Annotated in this window: 16 protein-coding genes and 1 pseudogene; 11 read left to right on the forward strand and 6 right to left on the reverse strand. The window is 69.3% G+C overall.

Features of this window, described 5'->3' with window-relative positions; translation table 11 throughout:
• Nucleotides 1-90 precede the first annotated feature (90 nt).
• The 4 genes and pseudogenes from ACWGIS_RS20950 (at nt 91) to ACWGIS_RS20965 (ending at nt 4565) form a co-directional block, all read left to right on the forward strand.
• Nucleotides 91-1443: an SGNH/GDSL hydrolase family protein gene (locus tag ACWGIS_RS20950; protein WP_453363942.1), complete on the forward strand. Its 1353-nt coding sequence runs from the start codon at nt 91-93 to the stop codon at nt 1441-1443.
• 409 nt (nt 1444-1852) lie between these two features.
• Nucleotides 1853-2542: a glycoside hydrolase family 11 protein gene (locus ACWGIS_RS20955; RefSeq protein WP_453364028.1), complete on the forward strand. Its 690-nt coding sequence runs from the start codon at nt 1853-1855 to the stop codon at nt 2540-2542.
• Nucleotides 2543-2797: 255 nt separating this feature from the next.
• Nucleotides 2798-3478 (forward strand): annotated as a pseudogene (locus tag ACWGIS_RS20960) (polysaccharide deacetylase family protein); the annotation flags it as partial.
• A 259-nt stretch (nt 3479-3737) separates the two neighbouring features.
• On the forward strand, nt 3738-4565 hold the full coding sequence (locus ACWGIS_RS20965) for a glycoside hydrolase family 16 protein (protein WP_453364029.1): 828 nt from the start codon (nt 3738-3740) through the stop codon (nt 4563-4565).
• A 261-nt stretch (nt 4566-4826) separates the two neighbouring features.
• On the opposite strand, the gene ACWGIS_RS20970 is transcribed toward ACWGIS_RS20965, so the two are convergent.
• The gene (locus tag ACWGIS_RS20970; protein ID WP_453363943.1) at nt 4827-5216 is read right to left on the reverse strand and encodes a VOC family protein; all 390 of its coding nucleotides are present in this window, start codon (nt 5214-5216) and stop codon (nt 4827-4829) included.
• A gap of 418 nt (nt 5217-5634) precedes the next feature.
• Between ACWGIS_RS20970 and ACWGIS_RS20975 the strand changes: the two genes are divergently transcribed.
• The 7 genes from ACWGIS_RS20975 (at nt 5635) to ACWGIS_RS21005 (ending at nt 19143) form a co-directional block, all read left to right on the forward strand.
• Nucleotides 5635-6747, forward strand: coding sequence for an ABC transporter substrate-binding protein (locus tag ACWGIS_RS20975; protein ID WP_453363944.1), 1113 nt, complete (start codon nt 5635-5637; stop codon nt 6745-6747).
• A 441-nt stretch (nt 6748-7188) separates the two neighbouring features.
• Nucleotides 7189-7395 carry an FxSxx-COOH cyclophane-containing RiPP peptide gene (gene fxsA / locus ACWGIS_RS20980; RefSeq protein WP_453363945.1) on the forward strand — a complete coding sequence of 69 codons (207 nt, stop codon included), beginning with the start codon at nt 7189-7191 and terminating at the stop codon, nt 7393-7395.
• A gap of 136 nt (nt 7396-7531) precedes the next feature.
• Entirely contained in the window at nt 7532-8836 is a 1305-nt protein-coding gene (locus ACWGIS_RS20985; RefSeq protein ID WP_453363946.1) for a TIR-like protein FxsC, read from the forward strand.
• A complete protein-coding gene (fxsT, locus tag ACWGIS_RS20990) occupies nt 8826-12800 on the forward strand; it encodes an FxSxx-COOH system tetratricopeptide repeat protein (RefSeq protein ID WP_453363947.1) in 3975 nt (1324 codons plus the stop codon). Before ACWGIS_RS20985 ends, fxsT begins: the two co-directional genes overlap by 11 nt.
• 96 nt (nt 12801-12896) lie before the next feature.
• On the forward strand, nt 12897-14153 hold the full coding sequence (locus ACWGIS_RS20995) for an FxsB family cyclophane-forming radical SAM/SPASM peptide maturase (RefSeq protein WP_453363948.1): 1257 nt from the start codon (nt 12897-12899) through the stop codon (nt 14151-14153).
• 113 nt (nt 14154-14266) lie between these two features.
• Nucleotides 14267-16027: an AAC(3) family N-acetyltransferase gene (locus tag ACWGIS_RS21000; protein ID WP_453363949.1), complete on the forward strand. Its 1761-nt coding sequence runs from the start codon at nt 14267-14269 to the stop codon at nt 16025-16027.
• 416 nt (nt 16028-16443) lie between these two features.
• Nucleotides 16444-19143, forward strand: coding sequence for a hypothetical protein (locus ACWGIS_RS21005; RefSeq protein ID WP_453363950.1), 2700 nt, complete (start codon nt 16444-16446; stop codon nt 19141-19143).
• A gap of 179 nt (nt 19144-19322) precedes the next feature.
• Here the strand turns inward: ACWGIS_RS21005 and ACWGIS_RS21010 are convergent, their stop codons facing one another.
• The 5 genes from ACWGIS_RS21010 to ACWGIS_RS21030 form a co-directional block, all read right to left on the reverse strand.
• Nucleotides 19323-19814 (reverse strand): DUF5949 family protein, encoded by a 492-nt coding sequence (locus ACWGIS_RS21010; protein WP_453363951.1) that lies wholly within the window; start codon nt 19812-19814, stop codon nt 19323-19325.
• A gap of 242 nt (nt 19815-20056) precedes the next feature.
• Nucleotides 20057-21436, reverse strand: a complete 1380-nt coding sequence (locus ACWGIS_RS21015; protein ID WP_453363952.1) for an APC family permease — start codon at nt 21434-21436, stop codon at nt 20057-20059.
• A gap of 905 nt (nt 21437-22341) precedes the next feature.
• Complete coding sequence (locus ACWGIS_RS21020; RefSeq protein ID WP_453363953.1) at nt 22342-23802, reverse strand: GH1 family beta-glucosidase; 1461 nt, start codon at nt 23800-23802, stop codon at nt 22342-22344.
• Between the two features lie 90 nt (nt 23803-23892).
• The gene (locus ACWGIS_RS21025; protein ID WP_453363954.1) at nt 23893-24834 is read right to left on the reverse strand and encodes a carbohydrate ABC transporter permease; all 942 of its coding nucleotides are present in this window, start codon (nt 24832-24834) and stop codon (nt 23893-23895) included.
• Nucleotides 24835-24847: 13 nt separating this feature from the next.
• Nucleotides 24848-25843: a carbohydrate ABC transporter permease gene (locus tag ACWGIS_RS21030; RefSeq protein ID WP_453363955.1), complete on the reverse strand. Its 996-nt coding sequence runs from the start codon at nt 25841-25843 to the stop codon at nt 24848-24850.
• Nucleotides 25844-25877: the final 34 nt, after the last annotated feature.

The raw sequence follows: 25877 nt of genomic DNA on the forward strand, positions 1-25877 counted from the left end.
CCCCCCCCCCGGGCGCGACGAGCACCAAACGGCAGCACCAGGAACGGCACATAGCCCCGTAAGCAAGGCGATTGAAGGGATCCCTCGGTCATGAAGCGCATGCCCTCGCTGGCAAGCACCGTCGCAGCGGCCGTCGTCACGGCAGGCCTCGCCCTGAACCAGACGCAGAGCACACACGAGACGCGGAACGACAGACCCCCGTCCGCTCGGTCCGTCGCGACGACGTCCGCGGGTGGCCACTGGGTGGACACCTGGGCGTCCATGCCCCAGCTGACCGAGCCGGGCAACCTGCCGCCCGCGCCGTTCACCCAGGCCGATCGGGTACTGGACAACGCCACGCTGCGCCAGACCGTGCACGTCGCGGTCGGAGGGAACCGCCTGCGTCTGCGCTTCTCCAACGCCTTCGGCGGCAGCGATCTGCCCATCACCGCCGCCTCGGTGGCGCTCCCGGCCGACGGAAGAGCAGGCGTCGACGCGATCACACCGGGGAGCACCCGACGGGTGACGTTCGGCGGCCGACCCGGGTTCGACATCCCCCAGGGCGCCCAGGCCGTGAGTGACCCGCTGGACTTCGACGTCCGTCCGGGAGCCAACCTCACCGTGACGTTGTACCTCGCCCGGGGGCAGGCATCCACGTCCATCACCTCCCACCCCGGATCACGGACCACCTCCTACATGCTCGCCGGTGACCACCTGGACGACGGCGAGCTGTCCGGCGCAACCGCCGTCGACCACTGGTACTTCCTCAGCGGGCTCGAGGTGTGGTCCAAGCGGCACACCTCGGCCACCGTCGTCCTCGGTGATTCGCTGAGCGACGGCCGCGGGTCCACCACCAACGGCAACGACCGCTGGCCGGACCAGTTGCAGACCCGCCTCAGATCCCGTGTTGGCACGGACGACATCGCGATCGTCAACGAGGCGGCCGGCGGCAACCGCGTGCTCCACGACGGCCTGGGCCCCAACGCGCTCGCCCGGCTGGACCGCGACGTCCTCGCCCAGAGCGGCGTGAACCGACTGATCGTCTTCGAGGGCGTCAACGACATCGGCACCGCCGGCACATCCAAGGCGGACGCACAGCAGATAACGGCCCAACTCATCGGCGCCTACCGGCAGATCATCGCCCGTGCCCACGCCCAGGGCATCCGCGTCTACGGCGCCACGCTCACCCCGTTCGGCGGCAACGTCTACGACGCCCCGGAGGGCGTCCGCGAGTCCGCCCGGCAGGCGGTCAACCGGTGGATCCGCACCAGCGGCCGGTTCGACGCCGTCATCGACTTCGACCTGGCGGTCGGCGATCCGCAGGACCGTGACCGACTGCTGCCGGCCTACGACACGGGCGACCACCTCCACCTCAACCCGGCGGGGTACAAGGCCCTGAGCGACAGCGTCCCGGCCGCCATATTCCACTCACAGGAGCCAGCGGGAAACGCAACGGCGCATTGAAGACTGCGGACTCGTCGGCGGTTCCCGCGAGTTGACCTCGACGTCAGCAGTCCGGCCCGCGATGAGCCAAAGCCCGGACTGTCGTCCTATCTGTCCATCCGCCTGTCGGCAAGAAAGTCCAAGCTTCCATCTCGTCGGCCGATGCAAGCCCGAAATATTTCGAGAGCTTGCCTGCGATGCTCGCCAACAAGTTTCGATGAAGTTTCGGAAACATTGCCATTGACCGCCGTTCGGAGCCAGGCGCATACTCACCAGCGATCGGGCCTTTCAAGGCGCACAAGTCCGACCCGCATATGGCATGTACCTGCCATACAGATCGCCCGGTCGGCCTCACTCTGGCCATCTCGACTCCGCGTACGTGTCTCGCCACCTGGCACCCCCACCAGCCTCACCAGGAGGAACCATGGACATGGACAAGCCGCTCGCCCACCCGATGAACCGCAGGGGCTTCATCGGCCGCGCCGGCGCCCTGGCGCTCGGCGCCACCGCCTCCGGACTGCTGCTGCCCGGCACCGCCCACGCCGCCACCGTCATCACGACCAACCAGACCGGCACCAACAACGGCTTCTACTACTCGTTCTGGACCGACGGCGGCGGCTCGGTCTCCATGACCCTCGGCTCGGGCGGCAACTACAGCACCTCGTGGAGGAACTGCGGCAACTTCGTCGCCGGCAAGGGCTGGAGCAACGGCGGACGCAGGACCGTCAACTACTCGGGCGGCTTCAGCCCGTCCGGCAACGGATACCTGGCGCTGTACGGGTGGACCTCGAATCCCCTGGTGGAGTACTACATCGTCGACAACTGGGGCACGTACCGGCCCACGGGTACGTACAAGAGCAGCGTCAGCACCGACGGCGGCACCTACGACATCTACCAGACGACGCGCTACAACGCCCCCTCCGTGGAAGGCACCAAGACCTTCAACCAGTACTGGAGCGTCCGGCAGTCGAAGAGGACGGGCGGCACCATCACCACCGGCAACCACTTCGACGCGTGGGCCCGTTACGGGATGAGGCTCGGCAGCTTCAACTACTACATGATCCTCGCCACCGAGGGCTACCAGAGCAGCGGGAACTCCAACATCACGGTGTACGGGTGATGTAGCGGTCCCAGGGCCGGGCCCAGAGACCAGCGACTTCGCGACTCGGAGACTCGGCGACTCGGCGACTCGGCGACTCGGCGACTCGGCGACGATGCCAGGCGGCCGCCACCCGGACCCCCGTTGCCCAGCCAGGCGGCACCAGCGGCGTCAGCCGCCGCCCCGGCCCTCACGGCCCTCACGGCCCTCACGCCAGTCGGCCGTCCGATGAACCCCCACCGCGGCCACACCACCAGCACGAGGAGAACCCACTCCATGCGCAACAAACCACGTATCTGGGCCACGGGCCTCGCCGTCGTCGCGACGGCTGTGGCAAGCACCGTCACGTCCGCCGCCGAAGCCGCCCCGGCGCACGCCGCAGCCTGCACCGGCTACGTCGGACTCACCTTCGACGACGGCCCGTCCAACGCCTACACGCCGGCCCTGCTCAACGCGCTCAGGCAGTACGGGCTGCGGGCCACGATGTTCAACGAAGGCCAGTACGCCGCCGCCTACCCCGCCCAGGTACGGGCCGAGGTCAGCGCCGGCATGTGGATCGGCAACCACAGCTACACCCACCCGCATCTGACCCAGCAGAGCCAGGCGCAGATCGACTCAGAGATCTCGCGGACTCAGCAGGCCATCGCCAACGCGGGCGGTGGGACGCCGAAGCTCTTCCGACCTCCCTATGGTGAGACCAATGCGACGGTGCGGTCGGTCGAGGCCAAGTACGGCCTGACACAGATCATTTGGGACGTCGACTCGCAGGACTGGAACGGCGCCAGCACCGACGCGATCGTGCAGGCCAACGCCCGGCTCACGAACGGCCAGATCATCCTCATGCACGAGTGGTCCGCCAACACCCTGGCGGCGATACCGCGCATCGCACAGACGCTGGCGAGCAAGGGCCTGTGCGCCGGCAGGATCTCTCCGCAGACCGGGCGGGCCGTGGCCCCCTGACAGAAGCGGCGTCGGCACCGCCGCACTCACCACTGAGGAGCGGCGGTGCCGACGCCCACAAGGGAAAGGCGAAGGTGCAGCAGGCTGGGTAGCGACGCGCTCTGCGCAACGGGTGCTTTGTAAGGTACGTGGTGTGTACAGGGCCCTGGTTCGTCCCGGGCCCGGTCACCTACACGGCGATGAATGGACTACATTCACCGTCCTTCCATCGCCTTTCAGGAGCAGCGCGTTGAACCGTCGTACACGCTTGGCGCTCGTGCTCGCGCTCGGCGGACTGCTGGGCGGGTGTGGCTCCCCTGCCGACGCCCCGGCCTCGTCTGCCAAGAAGCAGCCGTTCTGGCAGGCCGAGTTCGACGGTGCGGCGGCCGCACGCCCGTCCGGAAAATTCTGGAACACAGAGACCGGGAACCGGGACGCCGAGGGATGGGGCAACAACGAACTGCAGTACTACACGGACAGTCCGCGGAACTCGGCTCTCGACGGTTCCGGTCACCTCTTGATCTCCGCACGGCCGGCGCCCAAGGGCTCAGAACTGCCGTGCTACACGCAGGAGTTCTGCGACTGGACGTCGGCACGTCTGACCACCGAGGGAAAGGTCGCCCTGACCCAAGGACGCGTGGAGATCCGCGCGAAGATACCCACGGGCAGGGGACTGCTTCCGGCGATCTGGATGCTCGGCAACAACGGGGTCGAGTGGCCCGGTCAGGGTGAGATCGACATCTGCGAAGTAGTCGGCGGAGAGCCACGAACCGTGTACGGCACGGCCCATGGTCCGACCTACTTCAACGAGGACGGGATCGGAGACTCCACGACCCTCCCGGCCGACGCCTCGAAGGCGTTCCATACCTACGCCGTGGACAAGCAAAGGCATCGGATCACCTGGTCCGTCGACGGAGAGCCCTACTTCACTCTGACGCCGTCGAAGCTGCCCGCGCCTCGCGACTGGGTTTTCGAGCAGGACATGCACCTCCTGCTCAACGTCGCCGTAGGGGGCGACTGGCCCGGCCCTCCCGACGCCTCGACACCTTCGCCCGCGACGATGACGGTCGACTATGTGCGCTTCTACGGCGAAGGGGAGGCTTAGGGGCGGGTATGACGGTGCCCTCGCGTAGCGAACCATGCGATGGGAGCGCCACTCGCTCGTCAGGCGTGCCGCTGCGATCTTGGCTCAACTGCACGCAGTCATGAACGCCGAGTGCTGTCGGCCGCTTGCTGTCCGTGCAGCGCCCGGCTCGGATGCTCGCCAGGCAGGTGTGACAGAGCGCCGCCGGCTTGGATGACGCCAAGGCGCAGCGGTGGTCGAGGGCCGCGCTCGGCGTTGGAGCGCGACCCTCGGCAGATCAGATCACGAAGTCCATCCGCCGTACGGCACGGTGATGAGTTCCATGGCGTGGCCGGCCGGGTCCATGAAGTACACGCCCCGACCACCATCGTTGTGGTTGATCGTGCCGGGGTGCTTACGGTGGGGGTCGGCGTAGTGCTCGATGCCGCGCTGCCTGATCTGCGCGTACGCCGCGTCGAACTCCTCCTCGGAGACCAAGAAGGCGTAGTGCTGCGGAGTGATGCTGTCCGCAGGGATGGTGGCGAAGTCCAGTGTGACGCCATTGCTCAGGCCGACCGCGATGAACGGGCCCCACTCGGCGGTGATTTCAAGGCTGAGCAGGTTCGCGAAGAATTCCGCGGACTCCCGGTTGTCCCGGGCGTGGACGATCGTGTGGTTCAACTCGACTGACATGGAATGCCTCCGAAGGCATGTCCCGACACCTCCATGCCTCACCCAGCCGGTGACCGACACGCGATGTCTTGGTTGATCCTAGTCGCAGTCGTCCAGGCAGGCAGTGCCGCCGCACGTCGGCCGACAACCCCTTCGGGCGCGCTGCCTGTCGCCGCGAGCCTCTGGACGCCGCCGCCTCAGCCCTCGGATCCTCCGACGCCCTTCCCTACCCGCAGTGAAGCGGGACAACGGGCCACCGCCATGCCTGCTCTGCCGAGGCGCGACCACTTGCCCGTCGACGACCGGGGTGGATGCGGTGTGGGGCATGGTTGTCCAGGTGCACCAGCCGCACGGGGGCGAGGCGGACACGTACCCCCGCTCACGTCAACCCGGGGCCGGGCACCTCGCAGCCGCATCGTCACAGAGGAGAGGTCAGCGCATGACCACGCCGCCAACAGTGCTCAGGAACAAGCCCATTGAGGCATCGTCCGTCCGGATCGGTGCTCTCGTCCCGTTGTCCCGGCCTGGCTGGTCGGCGGCGGGCCGGCATGTGCTGGCCGGACTCGAACTGGCTGTCGCTGAGGTCAACATGGCCGGCGGCATCGCCGGACGGCCTCTTGAACTGGAGGTCCGGGATACCGCGGCCGACCCCGAGAAGGCTGCGGCGGCCGTGGACGATCTGGCCGACTCGGGGGTGGTCGCCCTGGCGGGGGAATATCACAGCGTCGTGGCCCGCGCCGTCGCCGCGAGGGCGGATTTCCAGAGTCTGCCGTTCCTCTGCTCGTCGGCGGTTCTCGACGCGCTCACCGATCAGCCGACGGAGTGGGTGGCGCGCCTGGCACCGGCACAGTCCCACAGCTGGCGGATCTACGCCGACTTTCTTCTCGCCGCGGGACACAGCCGTATCGCCGTCGCAGCCGAGCCGAGCGTCTACTGGGCGTCAGGGGCCCGCATCCTGCGGGACCACCTCATTCCGCGTGGCGGTACCGTCAGTGAGCTCGACGCGCGCGCCCTCACCCCTGCCGCCGTTTGTGACGAGCTTGTCCGCAGTGGCGCGACGGCTCTCCTTCTTCTCGTGGGCCATCCGGAACCGGCCGTGTCGCTGGTGCGGGCGGTCCGCCGGGACCAACGCCTCGCCGACCTCTTGATCGGTGCGCCTGCCGGGCAGCCGGAATTCGCCGAATGGGCGACGCTCCTGGGCGAGGCCGGCAGCGGGATCCCGTTCTTGCGCTATCTGCCCGAGACCCTGCCCCCTCTCGGGACACGCGTCCGAACAACCCTGCGCGAGCGGCTGGGCGAAGCCCCGTCCTTCGTCGCCTTCGAGGGCTACGACACGGTCCTCGTCCTTGCCGATGCCCTGCGTTCACACGGCGCGGAGCGGACGCGCGTGGCCGAATCCTGGTCGCGCGTCGCCACCGAAGGCACGCGCGGGCAGATCAGCTTCTCTCGCACGCCGGGTATCAGCGTGTGGCAATGGGCGTGGGCACCGGTCCAGGTCGTCGATCGAGACCCGGCGGATACCGGTCGCTTTCGTGTTCTGCACGCGGGATGAGAGGGCACAGCCTTCAGGACACGAGAAGAAAGTCAGGATGCGGCGGAGGTTCGTGTTCCTCGCCCCCTCTTGCCATGCGACGGATCGTCGTCCTGCAGGGCCCTTCCGCCCTGGGTCCGCGGGCAGTGGAGGGGGCCGCCCGGCGCAGATGGGGCACGCTGACGCAACTGCTTCAGAGGGCAGGAGCGCTGACACACGTCCGACATTGCGCCCGAATAGGTGTGCGGGAAACCTCACAGTCACAGCCACAGGATCCACGCGTGTCCCGTGTGGCCGATTGGCGACACCTGGTGCACAGTCTCAAATACGGTCCAGAATGCGCCATTACCGACCGTGTCCGATTGCAGCGGGCTCCGTTAGGCTCTAGGCGCTCGCTGTCCGTTACTCGTCGCTACCCCGACCTCTTCGCGGGCAGACCTACCAAGCAGAAAGGCACGATACGTGCTGGCCAGAACGAGCGAACCCGAGTGCGTCTCGGTTCTTGCAGGGACGCTGGAATCCGAGTTCCCCTCGGTTCTGGTCGATGTCTCAGATCTCTCGCTGGAGGAATTGGGCGGCCTGCCGGACACAGTGCTCAGGCACGTGCTTCAGGACGTTCGGCGTCCCCCGGCTGAGCGCTTCGCTGCCTTCGCGTCCGCTCTCCTCTGACGCCTGACAGGCGCCTTTGAGCCAACTCCCGCCCGTCGCCCCACGATGACTGGGCCGCTGACCGCCGGGATGCCACGATGCCACGTACGTATCCCCGGTACGGCGTCATGCCGTCGACCGGACGGGGCGGCGGGGGGTGTCCTTGGAACGGGAGCCGTACTTCTTCCTCAGCTATGCGCGCCGGGACGACCACGATGCGTTCGTGGGACGGTTCTACGAGGATCTGATCGCCGAACTGGGCCTGCTGGGCGTTGAGGTCCATGGCGAGCTGCCGTTCCGCGACGTGGAGCGGATCAGTCTCGGGGACGACTGGCAGAGAAAACTCGGGCGGGCGGTCGGACAATGCCGGGCCATGGTCGCCCTGTGCTCCCCCGCCTACCTCAACAGCCTCTACTGCGGTAAAGAGTGGGCTGCTTTCCAGACCCGGGTGAAAAAATACCGGGATCAGACCGACATCGACGTGCCCGCGCTCATACCGGTCCTGTGGTCGCCCCTGCGCGGCGCGATGCCTGCTGAACTCAGTCGGTATCAGTACTTCGAGCCCGCCATGGGCAGGGAATACTTGGAGTACGGCCTGATGAGCCTGCTGCGTACCGGCCCCGGAGACTCCGCCTACCGCACGGTGCTGGGCCTGATCGCCAAGCGCGTGCACCATGTCGCGGAGCTGTTTCGGCTACCCCGGACCCCAGATCTCGACCTGGACGACGTGGCGAGCCCCTTCAAGAGAAGCCCTCTGGCCGAGTCGGCCGACGGGATCACCGGACACGTACGGGTGTTCGTGGCCGCCGGTGCCACGAGGTTCCTGCCCGAGGGTCGCCACCGCCAGGAGTACTACGGCGCGTCTCCACTTGAGTGGACTCCGTACCACCCGCCCGTGCACCCGACTGTCGCCCACAGTGCCCAGCGCGTGATCATTGACGGCGGATGCACCACCAGTCTGGAGGTCGTCGGCAGCGACCTCGGCGACCGGCTGGACGACGCGCTGGCGAACAACGAGACCAGTGTCCTGCTCATCGACGCGTGGGCCGCCCGAGATGTGCCGTACCGGCATCCACTGTCCGACTACGACAAGCATTACCACCCGGTCACCGGAGTCCTCGTGCCCTGCCATGAGTCGGACGACGAATCAGGCGACGAGCAACTGTGGACGGACTTACAGGCGGTTTTCCGCCGCAACTGGATGCGACGCAACGACCCGGTCGACCCGCTTTTCCAGGTTCAGGTCGCTAAGGACAACTTCGCGAGCAGTCTGTCCGTGATGATCAGTGTGGCTCAGGGTCGGCTGATGGAGAACGCCACCCCCCGCCGACTGCCCGCTGGCCCACCGGTGCCTCCCTTGCCCGGACTGAGGGTCCCCGCGTCCCCCTCACCGACAATCGGCGACCTGCCGCAGCCGCCCGGCCGCCCACTCCTGCGGAAGGACCGACACGATGACCACTGAGCCCGAGGCTGGGGGCACCGGGACGATCGTCACCTTTTACTCCTACAAGGGCGGCACGGGCCGCACGATGGCCCTGGTGAACGCGGGCTGGATCATGGCGAGCACCGGCAAACGGGTCTTACTGGTCGACTGGGACCTGGAGGCTCCGGGCCTGCACCGCTACCTCGGTCCGTTCCTGATTGATCCCACGCTGCGCGACACCGAGGGCCTGATCAACATGATGAAGGCTTTCGTGGGACAGGTGATGCGGCCGGGCTCGGCCGAACCACCCGGTGAAATCGCCGTGATGGAAGAGGACGAGCTGCGCTCCCATGCCCGCCTCAGCGCCTACACGACCGGTCTGGAACTACGCCTGCCGTCCGCAGGCCGCCTCGACTTCCTGCCCGCAGGACGTATGTCGCCGTCTTACTCCGCCGACGTAACAAACTTCAACTGGCGTAACTTCTACGAACGTTGGGGCGGTGGTGCATTCCTTCGTACGCTACGCGAGGAGATGAAGGCGTCGTACGACTACGTACTCATCGACAGCCGTACCGGCGTCAGCGACATCTCGGGAATCTGCACCATCCTGATGCCGGACGTCCTCGTCGACGGCTTCGTGCTGAACCACCAGAGCATCGAGGGAGGGCTGGAAGCCGCGGCCTCGGTGGCCGCTTCACGGCAGCACCCCATCAGGATCCTGCCCGTACCCATGAGGGTGGAGGGCAACGAGCACGACCTGGCCGAGTGGGGGCGCGACCTGGCCCGCGCCCGCTTCGACCCCCATCTGTCGTGGCTCGACGAAGAACAGCGCGAGCAGTATTGGGGCGATGTCGAAATTCCGTACCGGACCTACTACGCCTTCACCGAAATACTCGCCACGGTCAAGGACCGGCCCTCCCAACCGGGCACGCTGCTGGCAGCGCTGGAACGGCTCACCGCCTGGATCACCTCGCACGAGATCACCGCGCTCGTCCCTCAGCCCAAAGAAGAACGCGAACGTCTGGAGGCCGAGTATCGCTACGGCTTGCGCACGTCCTCACCCCGCATCCTTCTCAGCTACGCGCCGAGCAACCGGATGTGGGCTGAGTGGGCTGCAGTCCACCTAGAAGCAGTTGGATACCAGGTCTCCCTGCACAGCACCGCGGAACCCTCGGGCGCGCCTGTACCCGAGATCACCGCGGCCGTCGAGGGGCGGGGCAGGGTTCTTGCCCTGCTGTCTCCCGAGTACATCGCCCAGCGGCGAGCCGAGGAGATACGGAACCAGCTCGGCGCTTTGGATACGATCGAGGGAACCGCCCTGTTGGCGGTGCGGGTCCAGGAGCGCGTCGGGTCGGAACCCGATCACCCCGCCGAGCACGCCGTGGTGGACCTCACCCACAGCGATGCCCACCAGGCCCAAGCGCAGCTCCTCGCCGCGGTGGGCCCGGTCCGGCCGTCGCGCACCGGCCAGGGCCACACCCGGGTCGCTTCACGAGTACTCCCGCCCTTCCCCGGCACCTCACCCGAGGTGCAGCGCGTCCCATCGCGCAACGTATCGTTCACCGGCCGAGGAATCCTCCTGGAACGCCTCCGCGACGGCTTCACCGCCGGCACCACCACCCAGGTCGTCTACGGCCTTGGCGGAATGGGCAAGACGCAGATCGCGCAGGAGTACGCGCACCGATTCAAAGCGGCATACGACGTGGTTTGGTGGGTGCCGGCGGCCCAGCCCGGCCTGATCCGTCCCGCCCTCGCCGACCTCGCCCCACGGCTGCAGATGGAACGGGGCGAGGACGTGACCAGTACGGCGGAGTCGGTCCTGCGGGCCCTTAGACGTGGGGAGCCGTTCGGGCGATGGCTGCTCGTGTACGACAACGCCGGACGACCCGAGCAGCTGGCGGATTTCATCCCCAGCGGACCGCCCGGCGGCCACGTACTGCTCACCTCGCGGGACCGCACATGGGTCAACGACGCCGGGCTTGTCGAAGTTGAGGTGTTCCAGCGCCAAGAAAGTACCGACCTGCTGCACCGCCTCAACACCGGTCTCACCGACTCGGACGCCGAGGATGTCGCCAAGGAGCTGGGAGACCTGCCACTCGCCGTCGCCCAGGCCGCCGTATGGCTCAGCGAAAGCAGCATGCCGGTGGCCACCTATCTGGAACTGCTCCGCGACCGGCTGACCGAGGTATTGCAGAGTACCCAGCTGCCGGAACGGGACTATCCCCACTCGGCGGCGGCGACCTGGCGCCTCGCGGTGGACGAACTGCGGCGCGTCAACCTGGCCGCGGCCGAGATGCTGGAAATCTGCAGCTTCTTCGGCCCCGATCCCATTCCCCTGCGTCTCCTCTACAGCAAGGCCGTGACCAAGGCGCTGACGCTCCCGGAGGGTGAGCCGCGCGACGAGATGGCCATCGCCCAGATGGTGCGCGCCATCAACCGATTCGGCCTGGCCAAGAGCGACCAGAGCAGCGAGACGCTCACCGTCCACCGGCTGGTCCAGGCCGTCATCCGCGACCAGGTCGACACGGAACGCACACCGCGGGTGCGTGGCGTGGTCCACGCGGCACTGGTCGACGCCAACCCCGGCGACCCGGATGTCCCCGGTGACTGGGACCGCTACGCGGAACTGCTGCCCCATCTCTGGCCGTCCCACGCTGCGGACAACCCGGAGCCGGAGGTCCGGAAATGGATCACCGACTCGGTGCGCTACCTGTGGAAGCGAAGCCTTCACAGTGACGCCCGCGACCTCGCAGAGCGCACCCTGTCCCGTTGGGAACGCTCCGGGGTAGGCGCCACAGACGACCCGCAAACTCTCATGCTGCGCACTCAGCTCGGTAATGCCCTGCGCTCCGAGGGCAAGTTGAACGACGCTTACGAGGTGGACCTCGACACCTTCGAGCGGTTCCACCGCACCAGGGGCCCGGAGTACGCCCACACTCTCGCCGCCGCCGGCAACGTGGGCGCGGATCTGCGTGCTCTGGGCCGTTACCAGGAGGCTCGCGAGCTGGATCGCAGGACCCTGGAAGGGGCGAAGCGCGTCCTGGGTGACGACCATGCCCGCACCTTGATGTACACCAGCAACCTGGCCATGTCGGAGTATCTGGCCGGCGATCGTCGAGCGGCGCTACAACTGCATGAACGCGCCTACGAACAGCAGCGTGAGGCGCGCGGTCCGGACAACTTCTACTCACTGCTCTTCGCCAGCAACTACGCCCGTGACATGCGGGAGACCGGCAGTCTGAACAAAGCGCTGGAACTTTTGCGCAGCACCGTCCGGTTGTACGAGCAGACCCTCAAGGACAGTCATACCGACACCCTGCGCACAAGGAGAAACCTCGCCGTGGCCCTCCGCAGGGCGGGGCAGTACGAGGAGGCCAAGGAGATCGACGAGGACATCTACAGTCGGCATGTTAAGGCCCACGGACCCGAGCATGCCGACACCCTCGCCGCCGCATGCGGCCTCGCCAGCGACCTGGCCGCCCTAGGCGACACCCATCGCGCCCGGGATCTGGCCGAGCGCGCGATGGCACGCTACGGCGTGTACCTGGGGGACGAACATCCCGTCACACTGGCCTGCGCCAACAACGTCTCCGTCTACCGACGGCTAACGGGCAGCGGAGAAGAGGCCCGCCAGCTGTCTCACCGGGCGCTCCACCACATGACCCGGATTCTCGGCGAAAAGCACCCTTACAGCCTCAGTTGCATGATCAACCACTCCAACGACCTAATCCTGGCCGACTTCACGGAGGAGGCCGCCGGATGGGACCGCAAGGCACGGCAGCACTTCCACGACATCCTCGGTGACGACCACTACGACGCCATCGGAGTGACCTCGAACCTGGCGCTCAGTCTGCGCACCATCGGACGCACCGAGGAGGCGGACGCGCTGGCCGAGGAAGCGGTCCGGCGTGCCCAGGAGACCCTCGGCGACGCCCACCCGACCACCCGTGCCGTACTCGCCGGCAAGCGTCTCGACTCCGACATTGAACCTCCGACCACCTGAACGGCGTAATTAACCGTGCCCGCTGTCGGGGTCCGGCCCCCGACTCCCTAGGATTCTGGGATTCACTCCGCCGACGCACCAGAGCGACCGATGCCGATGCCCGCCACCAGCCTCCCGACCGCCGGACCGGACGACCGTCAGGAGACGGTTCCCTTCCGGCAGTTCCTGCTGAAGGTGCACAGCAGGTGCAACCTGGCCTGCACCTACTGCTATATGTACGAGGCCGCCGACCAGAGCTGGCGCGAGCGGCCGAGGACGATGGCTCCGGAGGTCGTCAGCCGAACCGCCGGTCTCATCGCCGCGCACGCCGGCGAACACGGGCTGCGCAGGGTCGACGTGGTGATTCACGGCGGCGAACCACTCCTGGTCGGAGCCGAACGGCTCGCCGCGCTCTTACAGACCCTCACCGACGCCCTCGCCGGAGTCGCCGAACTGCGACTGACCATGCAGACCAACGGCATCCGGCTTGTCGAGGACCCGGCCCTGCTGCCCGTCCTGGACCGGTACGGCGTACGCGTCGGAGTCAGCCTCGACGGGACCGCCGCCAACCACGACAGCAACCGGCGCCGCGCTGACGGCCGGGGCAGTCACGCCGACACTGTGCGCGCCCTGCGGCTGCTCGCCTCGCCCGCCTATCGCCATCTCTACGCCGGGCTCCTCTGTGTGGTCGATCCCGCCACGGACCCCGTCGAGACCTACGAGGCGCTGCTGGAGAACAGTCCGCCACGCCTCGATCTGCTGCTCCCGCACGGCACATGGCAGAGCCCACCTCCGGGGCTCGCGGCCCGGACCTCGCCCCCCGAACACCCACCGGGGCCCGGTGCACCCTCCGGCCCGACGCCGTACGCGGACTGGCTCCGCACGGTCTTCGACCGCTGGTATGGAGCGCCTCGGCGAGAGACCGGCATCCGGCTGTTCGAGGAGATCATGGTGCTTCTGCTGGGAGGGACCGCGCAAAGCGAGGCGATCGGGCTGACGCCCGTGGACCTGGTCGTGGTGGAGACAGACGGCGCCCTCGAACAGGCGGACTCGCTGAAGGCGAGCTATCCCGGAGCCCCCGCGACCGGACTGCACGTGCTGAGCGACACCTTCGCCGACGCCGCCGCGCACCCAGGCTTCCGCGCCCGCCAGCGCGGGACGGCGGGGCTGGGACCAGTGTGCCGGGCCTGCCCGCGCTCCAGCGTCTGTGGCGGAGGCCTCTACGCACACCGGTATCATCCCGGCTCCACTCCTGTGTTCGCCGCGCCCTCCGTCTACTGCGACGACCTCGCCGTACTCATCGACCACATCGGCGACCGGCTCCGCAGGGATGTGGCTCGGCTCGCACCATCGGGGCGGGAGGCGACAGGGTGAAGACAACCGGCAACAGCTCACGCACTGCTCGGGCTTCGGGCGGCCTGGCCCCACACGTCATCAGCCCCGCCACCTTCGCCGACCTCGCCCGGGCCAGGGGTGGCGCGCGGGCCGTGGTCGGGCTCCGTGCCGGGCAGCTCAGCAAACGGATGCTCCTCGCGGACGCGCTCCGCCGTACCGCGACCACGGGACCGCCTGACATCGCCGCCGAGGTCGCCGGCGTGTACCAACGGCTGGTGGAGTTGAACCACCGGGACCGGCGGGCCTGGTACGCGGTCATGATGCACCCGTTCCTCGACGAAGGGCTGGCCCGCGCCCTCGGTTCGTTGGACCGTGGTGCGCGCCCCGAACTGGGTTGGCTGACCGACCTCTTGAACGGCACCCGGCCTGACAGCTGGCCAGTGGTGCGCGCGGTCTGCGACGGACACGTACTGCAGCTGTGGCTCGCCGACAGCGGCCCTCTGCGGGACGTGCACGGCCACGCCCTCGCCGACCCGCTCGACGACAAGCAGGTCCTGCGGTGGCAGGAGGCATTGGAGGGCGCCTGGGAGGTCCTGGTCCGGCGGCACCCCTGGCACGCCGAGGCCGTGGCCGCCTGCGTCCAGGCGCTGGTGCCGCTGTGTCCCGCTCCGGACGGCACCGCGGTCAGCTCCGCCGCCCGCCGTGCCCATGGTGCGATCGCGGCTTCGCTGCCCGACGACCCGGTGCTGCTCGCGCTCACCCTCGTCCACGAGTTCCTGCACGTCCAACTGGGCGCGCTCCTGGACCTGGTGCCGCTGCACGGCCCTCCGTCGGACGCCCGCTACCACGCCCCTTGGCGACCCGATCCCCGCCCGGCCGGCGCCCTGCTCCAGGGCACCTACGCCCATCTCGGCGTCACCGACTTCTGGCGAGCCGAACTCGCCGCCGGCGTGGGCGGCGAGCGGGCCCGGCACGAGTACGGCACCTGGCGCGGACACACCGAGGACGCGACGGCCACCCTGCTGGGCAGCGGCGAACTGCTGCCCGCGGGCGAACGGCTCGTCCGCGGAGTGCGCGAGGCCGTGCGACGGAAGCCGGTCGTCACCGGCCGGCTGAGCGAGCGGCGCGAACTCGTGCACGACATGCGGCGGTTGGGACTCGGCGCCGGCGATACCGTCCTCGTACACGCCTCGCTGCACGCCCTGGGGCCCGTCCGCGGCGGTGTGGACACCGTGGTGGACGCTCTGCGTGAGGTGCTCGGCCCCACCGGCACTCTCGCCGTCTACACGCAGACCCCCGACAACTCCGATCCGTCCCGGTGGCCCGGCACACGGGGATACGCGGTGCCGGACCGGACCTGGGACGCGGAACGGGCCGGGGTGCCCGCGTTCGACCCGGCGCGCAGTCCCAGCTTCGGCGTGGGCGTCCTCTCCGAGCGTGTGTGGAGGCAGGACGGCGCCGTGCGCAGCGCTCATCCGCAGAGCTCCTTCGCCGCTGTGGGCGCGGAGGCGTCCTACGTCACCGCCGACCACGCGCTGGACTGCCACCTGGGTGAGGAATCCCCCCTGGCCCGGCTGGAGAAGCTCGACGCCAAGGTGCTGCTGCTGGGTGTCGGATACGACGTGTGTACCGCCTTCCATCTCGCCGAGTACCGCACTCCCGGGCGGCCACGGGTCACGTACTCGTGCGTCGTCGCGGCCCCGCCCCCGCAGGGACGCCGCTGGTACCAGTACCGCGACGTCCTGCTCGACTCCTCCCCCTTCGGCGAACTGGGTGAAGCGTACGAGGCGACGGGCGCCGTGCACCGGAGGCAGGTGGGGAGTGCGGACGCGCGGTTGTTCCGGCTGGCTCCGGCAGTGGATTACGCGGTGGAGTGGCTGGGGGGCAGGGGCGAGGGCTTGGACGACGGCTGATCCTGGGGATGCCCGCAGCGGCTGGAGCGGTCGAAGGTGGCGGACTCGAGCGGCCTCGCTTCGATTGGCCTCCGCTCTATTGGGCTTGCCTCCCCGGGGAGTCGGCCATGGAGCCGAAGTCGGAATCGGACCACCGCCGCAACGGCCCGGCCCGTGGTCATCGCCGCTCGCCGACCCCGCGTCACCGATCTGACCACTCGGTCCTAGTGCTCACGAGCCAGCAGCCCATGGCCTGACCGAGCCATGACAGAGTCAGTCACGCATCCCCTAGCCTCCCCCTGCACCACTTGACCCAGCGGCCGCCCGACCGGACGTCCCGTCCGCGGGGGCCGTCGAGATTCTGGGGGGAACTCGCCATGTGGCGCTTCGTGCCCGGCTCACGGCACAGACCTGCGCGCACCACATACGGCAGCCGTTTGCTCGCTGTCACCGCCGCCCTGCTGTTGTCCGTCGGCGCGTTCCCGGTGCCGGCCACCGCCGACTCGCCGTCCGGCGACGACGCACCCGTCACCTCCACCGTCGACGGCGGCCCCGCGGCCAAGTCGGCTCTCGCCCCGCGGTCCAAGGCGCGGGCCGAGTACGAGGTTCCCGAGTTCGATCCGCAGCCGCTCACCAACAAGCAGCCGGGCGAGACACCACCCGAGCCGCCCGGTCCCGTCAGCTACGCCGGCTTCGAACCGGGCATCCGCGCCCTCCTGGAGGACCTGCAGAGCGGGGTCTTGAACCAGGAGGCCTTCGTCAACCACGCCTACGCGACGCTCGGTTACCTCGGCGGCGTACCCGCTCCGTACCGCGACACCACCAAGGTGCCGCAGGAGCAGCGTCAGATCCTCGCCATGGTGCTCGGCCGGGAGCTGGCCCGCCTGGACCATCCGGTCCGCGACTCGGTCAAGCACGAACTCGACCGGGCCGATCTCCTCGCGCCCTTCATCAACCGCTCCTCGCTCCGGCTCGCTCCGACGCCGACCGCGGAGTGCCAACAGGCCAGTCTGCCGGGCGACTTCCAGTGCCTGCACCAGACGGCCAACTTCTCCGTCTTCTACCGCACCACGGGCGAGCGCGACGTCGACACCTACGACGGCGCCGGCGACCCGGCCCGGGGCGATGTGGCCGGCAACGGCGTGCCCAACTACGTCGAACGTCTCTCCCGCTCGCTGGAGGTGTCGTGGTCCACGTACACGTCGGACCTCGGCTACCACCCGCGTGAGGACACCGACAAGAAGGTCGCCGTCTTCCTCGGCTCGACGCACGTGGACAGCGGCGTGGGCTTCGTCCAGCCGTACGAGATCGCCGACGCGAACATCATCCACATCGGCACCGACCACGGCGCCGGCGACGAGGCCGACGAGTTCTACCTGCCGAGGCACGAACTGTTCCACACCATGCAGTACGGCTACATCGGCATCCGGCTGGTCTTCAACCCGCGCGACGTCAACGCCTGGATGGAAGGCAGCGCCGAGTGGGCCGCTCACCAGGCCATGCAGAACGACAGCACCGTGCCGGCCGCCAGCAACGCCAAGTACGCCAAGGCGCTGGACAGTTACTTCGAGAGGCCCGGCGTCGACCTCACGCAGCAGGACGGCTTCGGGTCGGGCCACCAGTACGGGACGTTCATCTTCGCCGAGTTCCTCGAGGAACGGCTCGGCAGGGACTCCATCCGGCGCAGCTGGGAACGGATCGACGACGCCTGGTTCCCGGACGCCAAGAGCCAGATCCGCGACATGATCGAGGACGACTACCACAGCGACCCGCACGGTCAGTTCAGCGACTACTGGATCGCCAACTACCAGCTCTGCGGCGGCGGAAGCGCGGCCGACTACGGCACGTACTGGCACTACACCGACAAGGACGTCCCGGTCTGGTGCTCCGAACTCCGCGGCACCGGCTCGGACTCGACCTTCTCCGTCCCGCGCCCGGCGCACGAGACCGTCCGCCTTCCCGCCGACACAGGGGTGGCGTCCGGCTCGTACACCGTGCACGGCGGCGGCGCGCACTTGGTGGACCTAGTGGGTCAGGCCGATCCGTCCAAGCTGTGGAACATGGCCGTACGGACCATGCAGGACGACGACCGGCGGCTCACCTTCCGGGTCGTCGACTGGCAGGAGATCCCCAAGCGCTGCTACGCCGACGACGTCAGCGCACGCGAGGAGGACAAGACACTCGACACGCGGATCGGCGGCCGAGACTGCTACCGCGTCACCCTGCTGATCAGCCACGGCCTGCCCGACGAGGACGAGGAGGAGGGTCGCTGGGAGACGAAGTACACGAGTCTCTTCGGCGGCAGCATCGGAGGCGCCGCCACCGAGGTCGAAATTGGGGTTCAGCCCGGTGGCAACCTGATCACCCCCAGCGGCCGGCCGAGCGCCGGGGTAGGCACCACCGACCTCGGGCTGCGCCACAAGCCGACGAACTACGAGGGCGTCTCCGTCGCCGGCTGCTTCTGCGAGGGCTGGGGCATCGAGGTGACCCCACCAGGGGGCGTCGGACAGTGGGCCGGCTGGTCCCACGGCGTCCACGGGCTCTCGGACAACGCCGAGATCGTCGAGTTCTCCACCACCGCGACCACGGCGAAATCCGTGGTGCGGCTCGTGGGGACCGACTACCCGATCACCGTCACCCATGAGTACCGCCCGTCCTCGCGGCCCGAGTTGTACGACGTGAAGGTGACCGTCGCCTCCGAGGCACCGCCGGGTGACCAGCCGTCGGTCGTCTACCGGCGGGTCGTCGACTGGGACGTGGAGCCGACGCCGCTGGACGAGTACGTCACCCTCAAGGCCGATCACGACCGGGTGGTCTTCGCCAGCGACGACGGCCTGGCCGGGCCGAACCCCCTGACCGGCCGCCCGTGGCTGCATCACAGCGGTTCGTTCACCGACGCCGGACCCTACGACCAGGGGACCCTGCTCGACGTCGACGTGCCGGTCGACGCTGTGGCGGGCCAGCCGGGCACGTCGGGCAGCTTCGACCTGTACTACGGGGCGGCCGGCGACCAGCAGACCGCACTGGCCGCGCTGGGCGCCGTGAACGCGCCGGTCTACTCGCTCGCCAAGCCCAGCACCGCGGGGAATCCGGCCAGCGGCAGCCCGGTGACGTTCGTCCTCGGTTACAAGCCCTGATCCCGTCTGTGCCCCCCGCACCCGCTCAGGCGGGTGCGGGGCACTCCCCTCTACGACGCGGGGCACTCCTAGATGAGCACGCCGTCGCGAACCGGCACGCGCCGTGAGCCATCGCTCGCGCCTGTGCCGGGAGGGCGCCGACCGCCGCCGTGAGTCCACGGCCGCGGTCGGCGGGCGGGTCATCGATCGCGCAGCTTGCGGGCCGGCAGGACGACGTTGGCGGACAGCTTGAGCGTCTCCTCGTCGTTGGCGAAGGCGGCCAGCGCGTCGTTGTCGGTCAGCTCGCCGCCCGGCCACGTGCGCGTCGTGAGGATGAGACAGGCGTACCCCCGCTCGGCGACGACCGCGAGCCACTGGTCCGACGGGACGATCTGCGCGTTGATCTGCGGCATGGACAGCACTACGGATCCGTCGACCACCAGCAGGCGCACCGGCATGCTCGGCCGGGAACTGCCGTCGACCAGGCCCTCGTCGACGGAGAGTCCGCAGTTGTGCATCAGCTGCTCGACGGCGGCCGAGGAGCCTTCGGGACCGTTCTCACCGTCGCCGAGGGAGAAGGCGAGCACGTAGGGGATGGCGCCTTGCGGCGTCTCGCGGCTCCACGACATGGCGACGAAGGTCCCCACCTCGGCGGAGCGCACGGGGCGCGTTTCTGTTGAGTTCGAGGTCACCGCGTGACCGTATCGGCGCGGCGGCACCAGGCTCCGTTCTCGCTCACTCGACCGGGTGACACGTGCGGTGTTCTCTACCCGAACGAAGGACGGGCGGCGGGCTGGTCGCGGCCCGACGTGCAGTCTCGCGGTCGCCGCCGCCGGAGCAGTGGGCCTGGGCACACGGTGCGCCCGCAGACGGAAGGGCCTGCGGGCGCTTCCGCAGCGTCGGCGGATGGAGCGTCGCGCTCCGGTCTGCTCGCTCAGTCCGGCTGGGCGGCCCGGTCGTCGCGCCGGTGCCGGCGCGCCGCGACGAGGGCGGGGACGACACCCACCGCCAGGACGAGGAGTCCGCGCTTCCACACCTCGGCCTCGACGCGGGTCGCGAGGAGGATGCAGGACGCGGCGCCCAGGACCGGGACGACGATCGGAACACGGAAGTACGTGCGGTCGACAGGGTCCTTCCGCAGCACCAGAGCCGCGGTGTTGACCATGAAGAAGACCACGAGGAGGAGAAGCACCAGGGTGGAGGCCAGGGTGGCGACATCGCCGGTGAGGGCCAGGAGCAGCGACAGCGCGGTGGTGACGGCGATCGCGACCCAGGGGGTGCGACGCTGGGGCAGCACGGTCGTCAGCTGACGGGGCAGCAGTCCGTCCCGAGCCATGCCGAACGCGAGCCTGGAGGACATGATGCCGGTCAGCAGTGCTCCGTTCGCGACGGCGACCAGGGCGATCGCGCTGAACAGCCGCTCCGGTACGCCTCCGGCCGCCTTGACGACCTCCAGCAACGGACCGCTGGATTCGGCGAGGGTGCTGGCGGGGACGGCGGCGGTCGCCGCGAGCCCGACGAGCACGTAGACCAGTCCGGCGGTGCCGAGGGCGCCGAACAGCGCCCGGGGATAGGACCGCACCGGGTCGCGCGTCTCCTCCGCCACGTTGACGGACGTCTCGAAACCGACGAAGGAGTAGTACGCGAGCACCGCACCGCTGAGCACGGCGGCGGCCGCGCCCTTCTGCGGGGTGCCGAGATCGGTCAGCGCGTCGACGTGTCCGTCGCCGCGCAGCACGATCCACGCGCCGAGGACGACCACGATCAGCAGTCCGCCGACCTCGATGACCGTCGCGACCACGTTGGCACGGGTCGACTCCTTGATGCCGCGCACGTTGAGCAGCGCGAGCGCCGCCAGGAACACGATGACGACCGCCGCGACGGGCAACGACACGAACGCGGTCAGATAGTCACCGGCGAAGCCGCGGGCCAGCGCGGCCACGGAGACGATGCCGGCCGCCAGCATGCAGTAGCCCGCCATGAACCCGGCGAACGGCCCGTAGGCCCGCGTCGTGTAATGAGAGGCTCCACCGGCGCGCGGGTACTTGGTCGCCAGCTCGGCGTAGCTCCCGGCGGTCAGCATCGCCAGGCACAGCGCGACGCTCAGCGGCACCCAGACCGCTCCGCCGGACGCGGCGACGATCTGTCCCACGAGGACGTACACGCCGGCGCCCAGGACGTCGCCGAGGATGAAGAAGTAGAGCAGCGGTGTGGACAGGGCGGAATTCAGGGGGCTCCGCTTCGGCGACCGGTCGCCGGACTGCCGGCCGCTCTGCGCCGACTGCGCGGATGCCGAGGACCTGGAGGTGTCCATGTGGTCAGGCCGCCTCTCGCGCGACGGCTCCGGCCTCCCGGCAGGCGCGCGGGAGGCGGCGCCGGGGCAGCGGGCTCAGGACCGGCTGTCGCGGTCGTCGCCGAAGCGGCCGTCCGGACCTCCCGGTCCTGAAGGGGGCCGGCAGGTCGTGGTCACTGGTCATCGTGCCGCGCGGCAGAGCGGTAGGTCTTTCCATGTGCAGGTGAGTAGCCCGCCGCGCCCGAGGGAAACGGGGCGATCGCGTGATTCCGCCTACCCGGTCATGTCCGCCGATCACCCGGGCCCACGCTGCCCGTGCCGTCCGCGCGGCGCGGACCAGCGAGCGACGAGTGCGCTGGTCAGCCAGGGTTGCGGGCACTGCGGGCCGGGACAGCTGAGCCCTTGGGTGCTCGAATACGGACACGCGCCGCCCTGATTCGCGAGTGGGCCGGGCGGGGGCGGGCCGCGCGGGCCCGGGCGGGGCGGGCGGCGCCCTCGGCGCCCGTTCCGAGTCCGGTCCGGGTCCGGGTCAGTCCGCATCCGGTCCGGGTCCGCGTCCGGGTCACTCCAGGTCCGGTCCGGTCCGGGTCCGGCAGCACGCGCCACAGACGGTGCGAGTCCGCCGCCCTCCCCAAGCCCTGGGTTCCCGAGCCCCGGCGCCCCACGCTCCCCGAGCCCCGGCTCCCCGGCATCCCGGGCCCCGGCTCCCCGGCATCCCGGGCCCGGGATCCGCCTCTGAGCGCTGTGGACTCTGAGCCCTCTGACACAGGGGACACCACACCACAGCGCCCCGCCGAGAGTCGCTCTGCGGCAGGTACGCCGTCGGCCGCGAGGCGTTTGCGGCGGGTCCGCCGGTACGCGCACCCGCCGTTCATCCGCGCCCGAGACCGGGCCACCCGAGACCGGGCCCCGTCCTACCGGGCGGATCAGCGGCCCTGAGCTGCCTCCGCCGGCAGGCTGCCGGTGCGTGCCACGTCGGCGTACCACCGCGCGCTGGCCTTGGGGATGCGCTTGCCGGTCGGGTAGTCGACGTACACGGCGCCGAAGCGCTTGCTGTAGCCGTAGCCCCACTCGAAGTTGTCAAGCAGCGACCACAGGAAGTAGCCGCGCACGTCGGCGCCGGCCGCGATCGCCCGCCGCACGGCGGACAGGTGGCCGTGGAGGTAGGCGATGCGCTCGGGGTCGGACACCTCGCCCTCCGGGTTGACGTAGTCGTCGAACGCGGCCCCGTTCTCGGTGATCATCAGGGGCATGGTGGGGAAGTCCGCCTTGAGCCGCATCAGCAGGTCGTACAGACCGCTGGGGTCGACGGCCCAGCCCATCGCGGTGGTGCTGCCCTCGGGCCGGTGGAAGGCGACCTGGTCGGCGCCCGGCCAGGGGCTGTGCTCGCTGGCCCCGTGGCCGTCGGACCCGTGACTGGCCTCGCCCCTGGCGGCGGACACGAGGGTGGGTGTGTAGTAGTTGACGCCCAGGAAGTCCAGGGGCTGGTGGATCGTGGCGGTGTCGCCGTCCTGTACGAAGGACCAGTCGGTCAGGCCGGCCGTGTCCTGGAAGAGGTCCTGCGGGTAACTGCCCTCCAGGAGCGGGCCGGTGAAGACGCGGTTGGCGAGCGCGTCGATCCTGCGGGCCGCGTCCAGGTCCTCGGCGGCCTCGGTCAGGGCGCGCACGTGGTGGATGTTGAGGGTGATGGACGCCCGCGCGGAGGACGGAAGTTCGGCGCGCAGTGCCTGAACGGCCTTGCCGTGGGCGAGGTTGAGGTGGTGCGCCGCCCGCAGCGCGGCGACCGGGTCGGTGCGCCCGGGTGCGTGGACTCCCGAGCCGTAGCCGAGGAAGGCGCTGCACCAGGGCTCGTTGAGCGTGGTCCAGGTCTTCACCCGGTCGCCCAGCGCGTGGGCGGCCAGGGCGGCGTAGTCGGCGAAGCGGTCGGTGGTGACGCGCTCCGGCCAGCCGCCCGCGTCCTCCAACTCCTGTGGCAGGTCCCAGTGGTAGAGCGTGACCACCGGTTCGATGCCGTTCTCCAGCAGCGCGTCGGTCAGGGCGCGGTAGAAGTCGAGCCCCTTCTGGACGGCCGGGCCGCGGCCGGTCGGCTGTACGCGCGGCCAGGACAGGGAGAAGCGGTAGGCGCTCACGCCGAGGTCGGCCATGATCGCGACGTCCTCGCGCCAGCGGTGGTAGTGGTCGGTGGCCACGTCACCCGTGTCGCCGTTGCGCACCCTGCCGGGTGTGTGCGAGTAGGTGTCCCAGATCGAAGGGGTGCGACCGTCGAGGGAGGCGGCGCCCTCGATCTGGTACGCGGCGGTCGCGGTGCCCCAGGTGAATCCCTGCGGGAAGCGGACGGCGGCGGTGTTCTCCGGGGCGGGCGCGACACGTCGGGTAACGGTGGTCACGTGAGTCCTTCCAGATGTACTGCGGGCGGGAGGGGCGAGCGGGGGCGGCCGGCTCCGGCGGGCCGTGGGAGCAAGGGGGCGGCGGGGTGCTCATCCCTTGACGGCTCCCTGCATGATGCCGCCGACGATCTGACGGCCGAAGACGACGAACATGACGAGCAGCGGGAGTGTGCCGAGGAGGGCTCCCGCCATGATCAGAGACTGGTCGCGTACGTAGCCGGCGCTCAGCTGGGTGAGGGCCACGGGCACCGTGGGGTTGGTCATGTCGAGCACGATGAAGGGCCAGAAGAAGTCGTTCCAGGCGTGCACGAACGTGATCATGAACAGCACGGCCATGGGAGGCCGGGCGATGGGCAGGACGATGCTCCAGAAGATGCGCAGGGAGTGCGCACCGTCGACGCGGCCGGCCTCGACGAGTTCGTCGGGCAGCGCCTCGCTCAGGTACTGCCGCATGAAGAACACCCCGACGGCGCTGACGAGCGTGGGGAAGATGACGGCGGGCAGCTTCTGGCCCCAGCCCAGTTCCGTCATCATCATGAAGAGGGGGACGACGCCGAGTTGGGGCGGCACCATCATCGTGCCGATCACGAGCATGAGCAGGATGTTGCGGCCCTTGAAGCGGAGCTTAGCGAACGCGAAGCCGGCGAGGGTGGCGAACAGCACGGTGGACAGGGCGATGACCCCGGCCACGATCATGCTGTTGAGCATGGCCTTGCCCAGCGCGGCGTCCTGCCAGGCCTTGCCGAGGTTCTCCAGCAGGTGCGGTCCCGGCAGGAACGGCGGAGGTGTCTGGGTGACCCGCGTGTTGTCGCTCGACGCCGCGACCATCGTCCAGTAGAGCGGGAAGAGCGAGAACAGGGCCGCGATTCCCAGGAGGATGTAGGCGACGGGGCCCGCGTGGTGCTGACGTCCGGCGCCCGGGTGCCGGAAGAGCCGCCGGCCCTGTCCGCCGGGCGCGGTGCTCTTGCGTGTGGTCGGCGCGGTCCCGGGGTGTGCCTCCGCCGCCCGGACCGGGATGCTGTCTGTGGTCATGGGGATCTCCCGGTCAGGCCCTGCGCGCGAGGACGCGCCTGACAAGTCGTTGGACGACGAACAGGGCGATGAGCAGCAGGAACATCGCCCAGGCGACCGTGGCGGCCCGGCCCATCTGGTAGTTCTTCCAGCCCTCCTCGTACAGCAGCAGTCCAAGGGTCTGGTACTGGTTGTCCGCTCCCCCGGTGATGCCGTTCGGGCCCTGGCCGAAGATCAGGGGCTCGCCGAAGAGCTGGGTGGCGCCGATCGTGGACAGGACGATGGTGAACACGATGGTGGAGCGGATGCCGGGGACGGTGACCTTCAGGAACTGCTGCCACCGCGAGGCGCCGTCGATGGCCGCGGCCTCGTAGCGGTCGCGCGGGATCGCCTGCATCGCGGCGAGGTAGAGGAGGGCGTTGTAGCCGGTCCAGCGCCAGATGACGATCGTGGAGATCGCCGTCTGCGCGGCCCACTTGTTGTTCTCCCAGTCGATGTTGTCGACGCCGACCAGGCTCAGCGCCCAGTTGATCATGCCGAAGTCGCGTTCGTAGAGCATCGTGAACACGAGGGCGGCGGCGCCCACCGAGGTGGCGTAGGGCGTCAGGGCGGCGACGCGGAAGAAAGTGGAGCCGCGGAGCCGGTAGTTGAGCAGGTGCGCGAGGCCGAGCGCCATCATCAGCTGCGGCACGGTCGACAGGACGCCGATGGTGAACGTGTTGAGCAGCGCGTTCCAGAAGCGGTCGTCCTCCCACAGGGCCGTGTAGTTGTCGAAGCCGACCCATTCCATGAGGTTCAGGGTGGACAGCTCGACGCGGTGCAGGGAGATCCACGAGGTGTAGACGAGCGGATAGAAGCTGAAGGCGGCGAAGACGACGAAGAACGGTGCGACGAAGGCGTACGGGGCGCCGCGGACGTCGAGGCGGTGCAGCAGCGTCCGCCGCCGCTGGCGTTCCCCGCCGGTGCCGGTCCCGGCCGGCGGGGCGGTGCCGGGGGCACCGTCGGGGGGTGTGGAGGTGGAGATGGCCACCGGAAGGCGTCCTTCCTGGAGGGTGGGAGGGGCG

The organism is Streptomyces sp. NPDC054842 (assembly GCF_053611025.1).

What these genes read in the sequence shown, in the direction of transcription:
- ACWGIS_RS20950 (WP_453363942.1), top strand. Translation starts at nt 91, where the DNA reads ATGAAGCGCATGCCCTCGCTGGCAAGCACCGTCGCAGCGGCCGTCGTC.
- ACWGIS_RS20955 (WP_453364028.1), top strand. Translation starts at nt 1,853, where the DNA reads ATGGACAAGCCGCTCGCCCACCCGATGAACCGCAGGGGCTTCATCGGC.
- ACWGIS_RS20970 (WP_453363943.1), bottom strand. Translation starts at nt 5,216, where the DNA reads ATGTCAGTCGAGTTGAACCACACGATCGTCCACGCCCGGGACAACCGG.
- ACWGIS_RS20975 (WP_453363944.1), top strand. Translation starts at nt 5,635, where the DNA reads ATGACCACGCCGCCAACAGTGCTCAGGAACAAGCCCATTGAGGCATCG.
- fxsT (WP_453363947.1), top strand. Translation starts at nt 8,826, where the DNA reads ATGACCACTGAGCCCGAGGCTGGGGGCACCGGGACGATCGTCACCTTT.
- ACWGIS_RS20995 (WP_453363948.1), top strand. Translation starts at nt 12,897, where the DNA reads ATGCCCGCCACCAGCCTCCCGACCGCCGGACCGGACGACCGTCAGGAG.
- ACWGIS_RS21015 (WP_453363952.1), bottom strand. Translation starts at nt 21,436, where the DNA reads ATGGACACCTCCAGGTCCTCGGCATCCGCGCAGTCGGCGCAGAGCGGC.
- ACWGIS_RS21025 (WP_453363954.1), bottom strand. Translation starts at nt 24,834, where the DNA reads ATGACCACAGACAGCATCCCGGTCCGGGCGGCGGAGGCACACCCCGGG.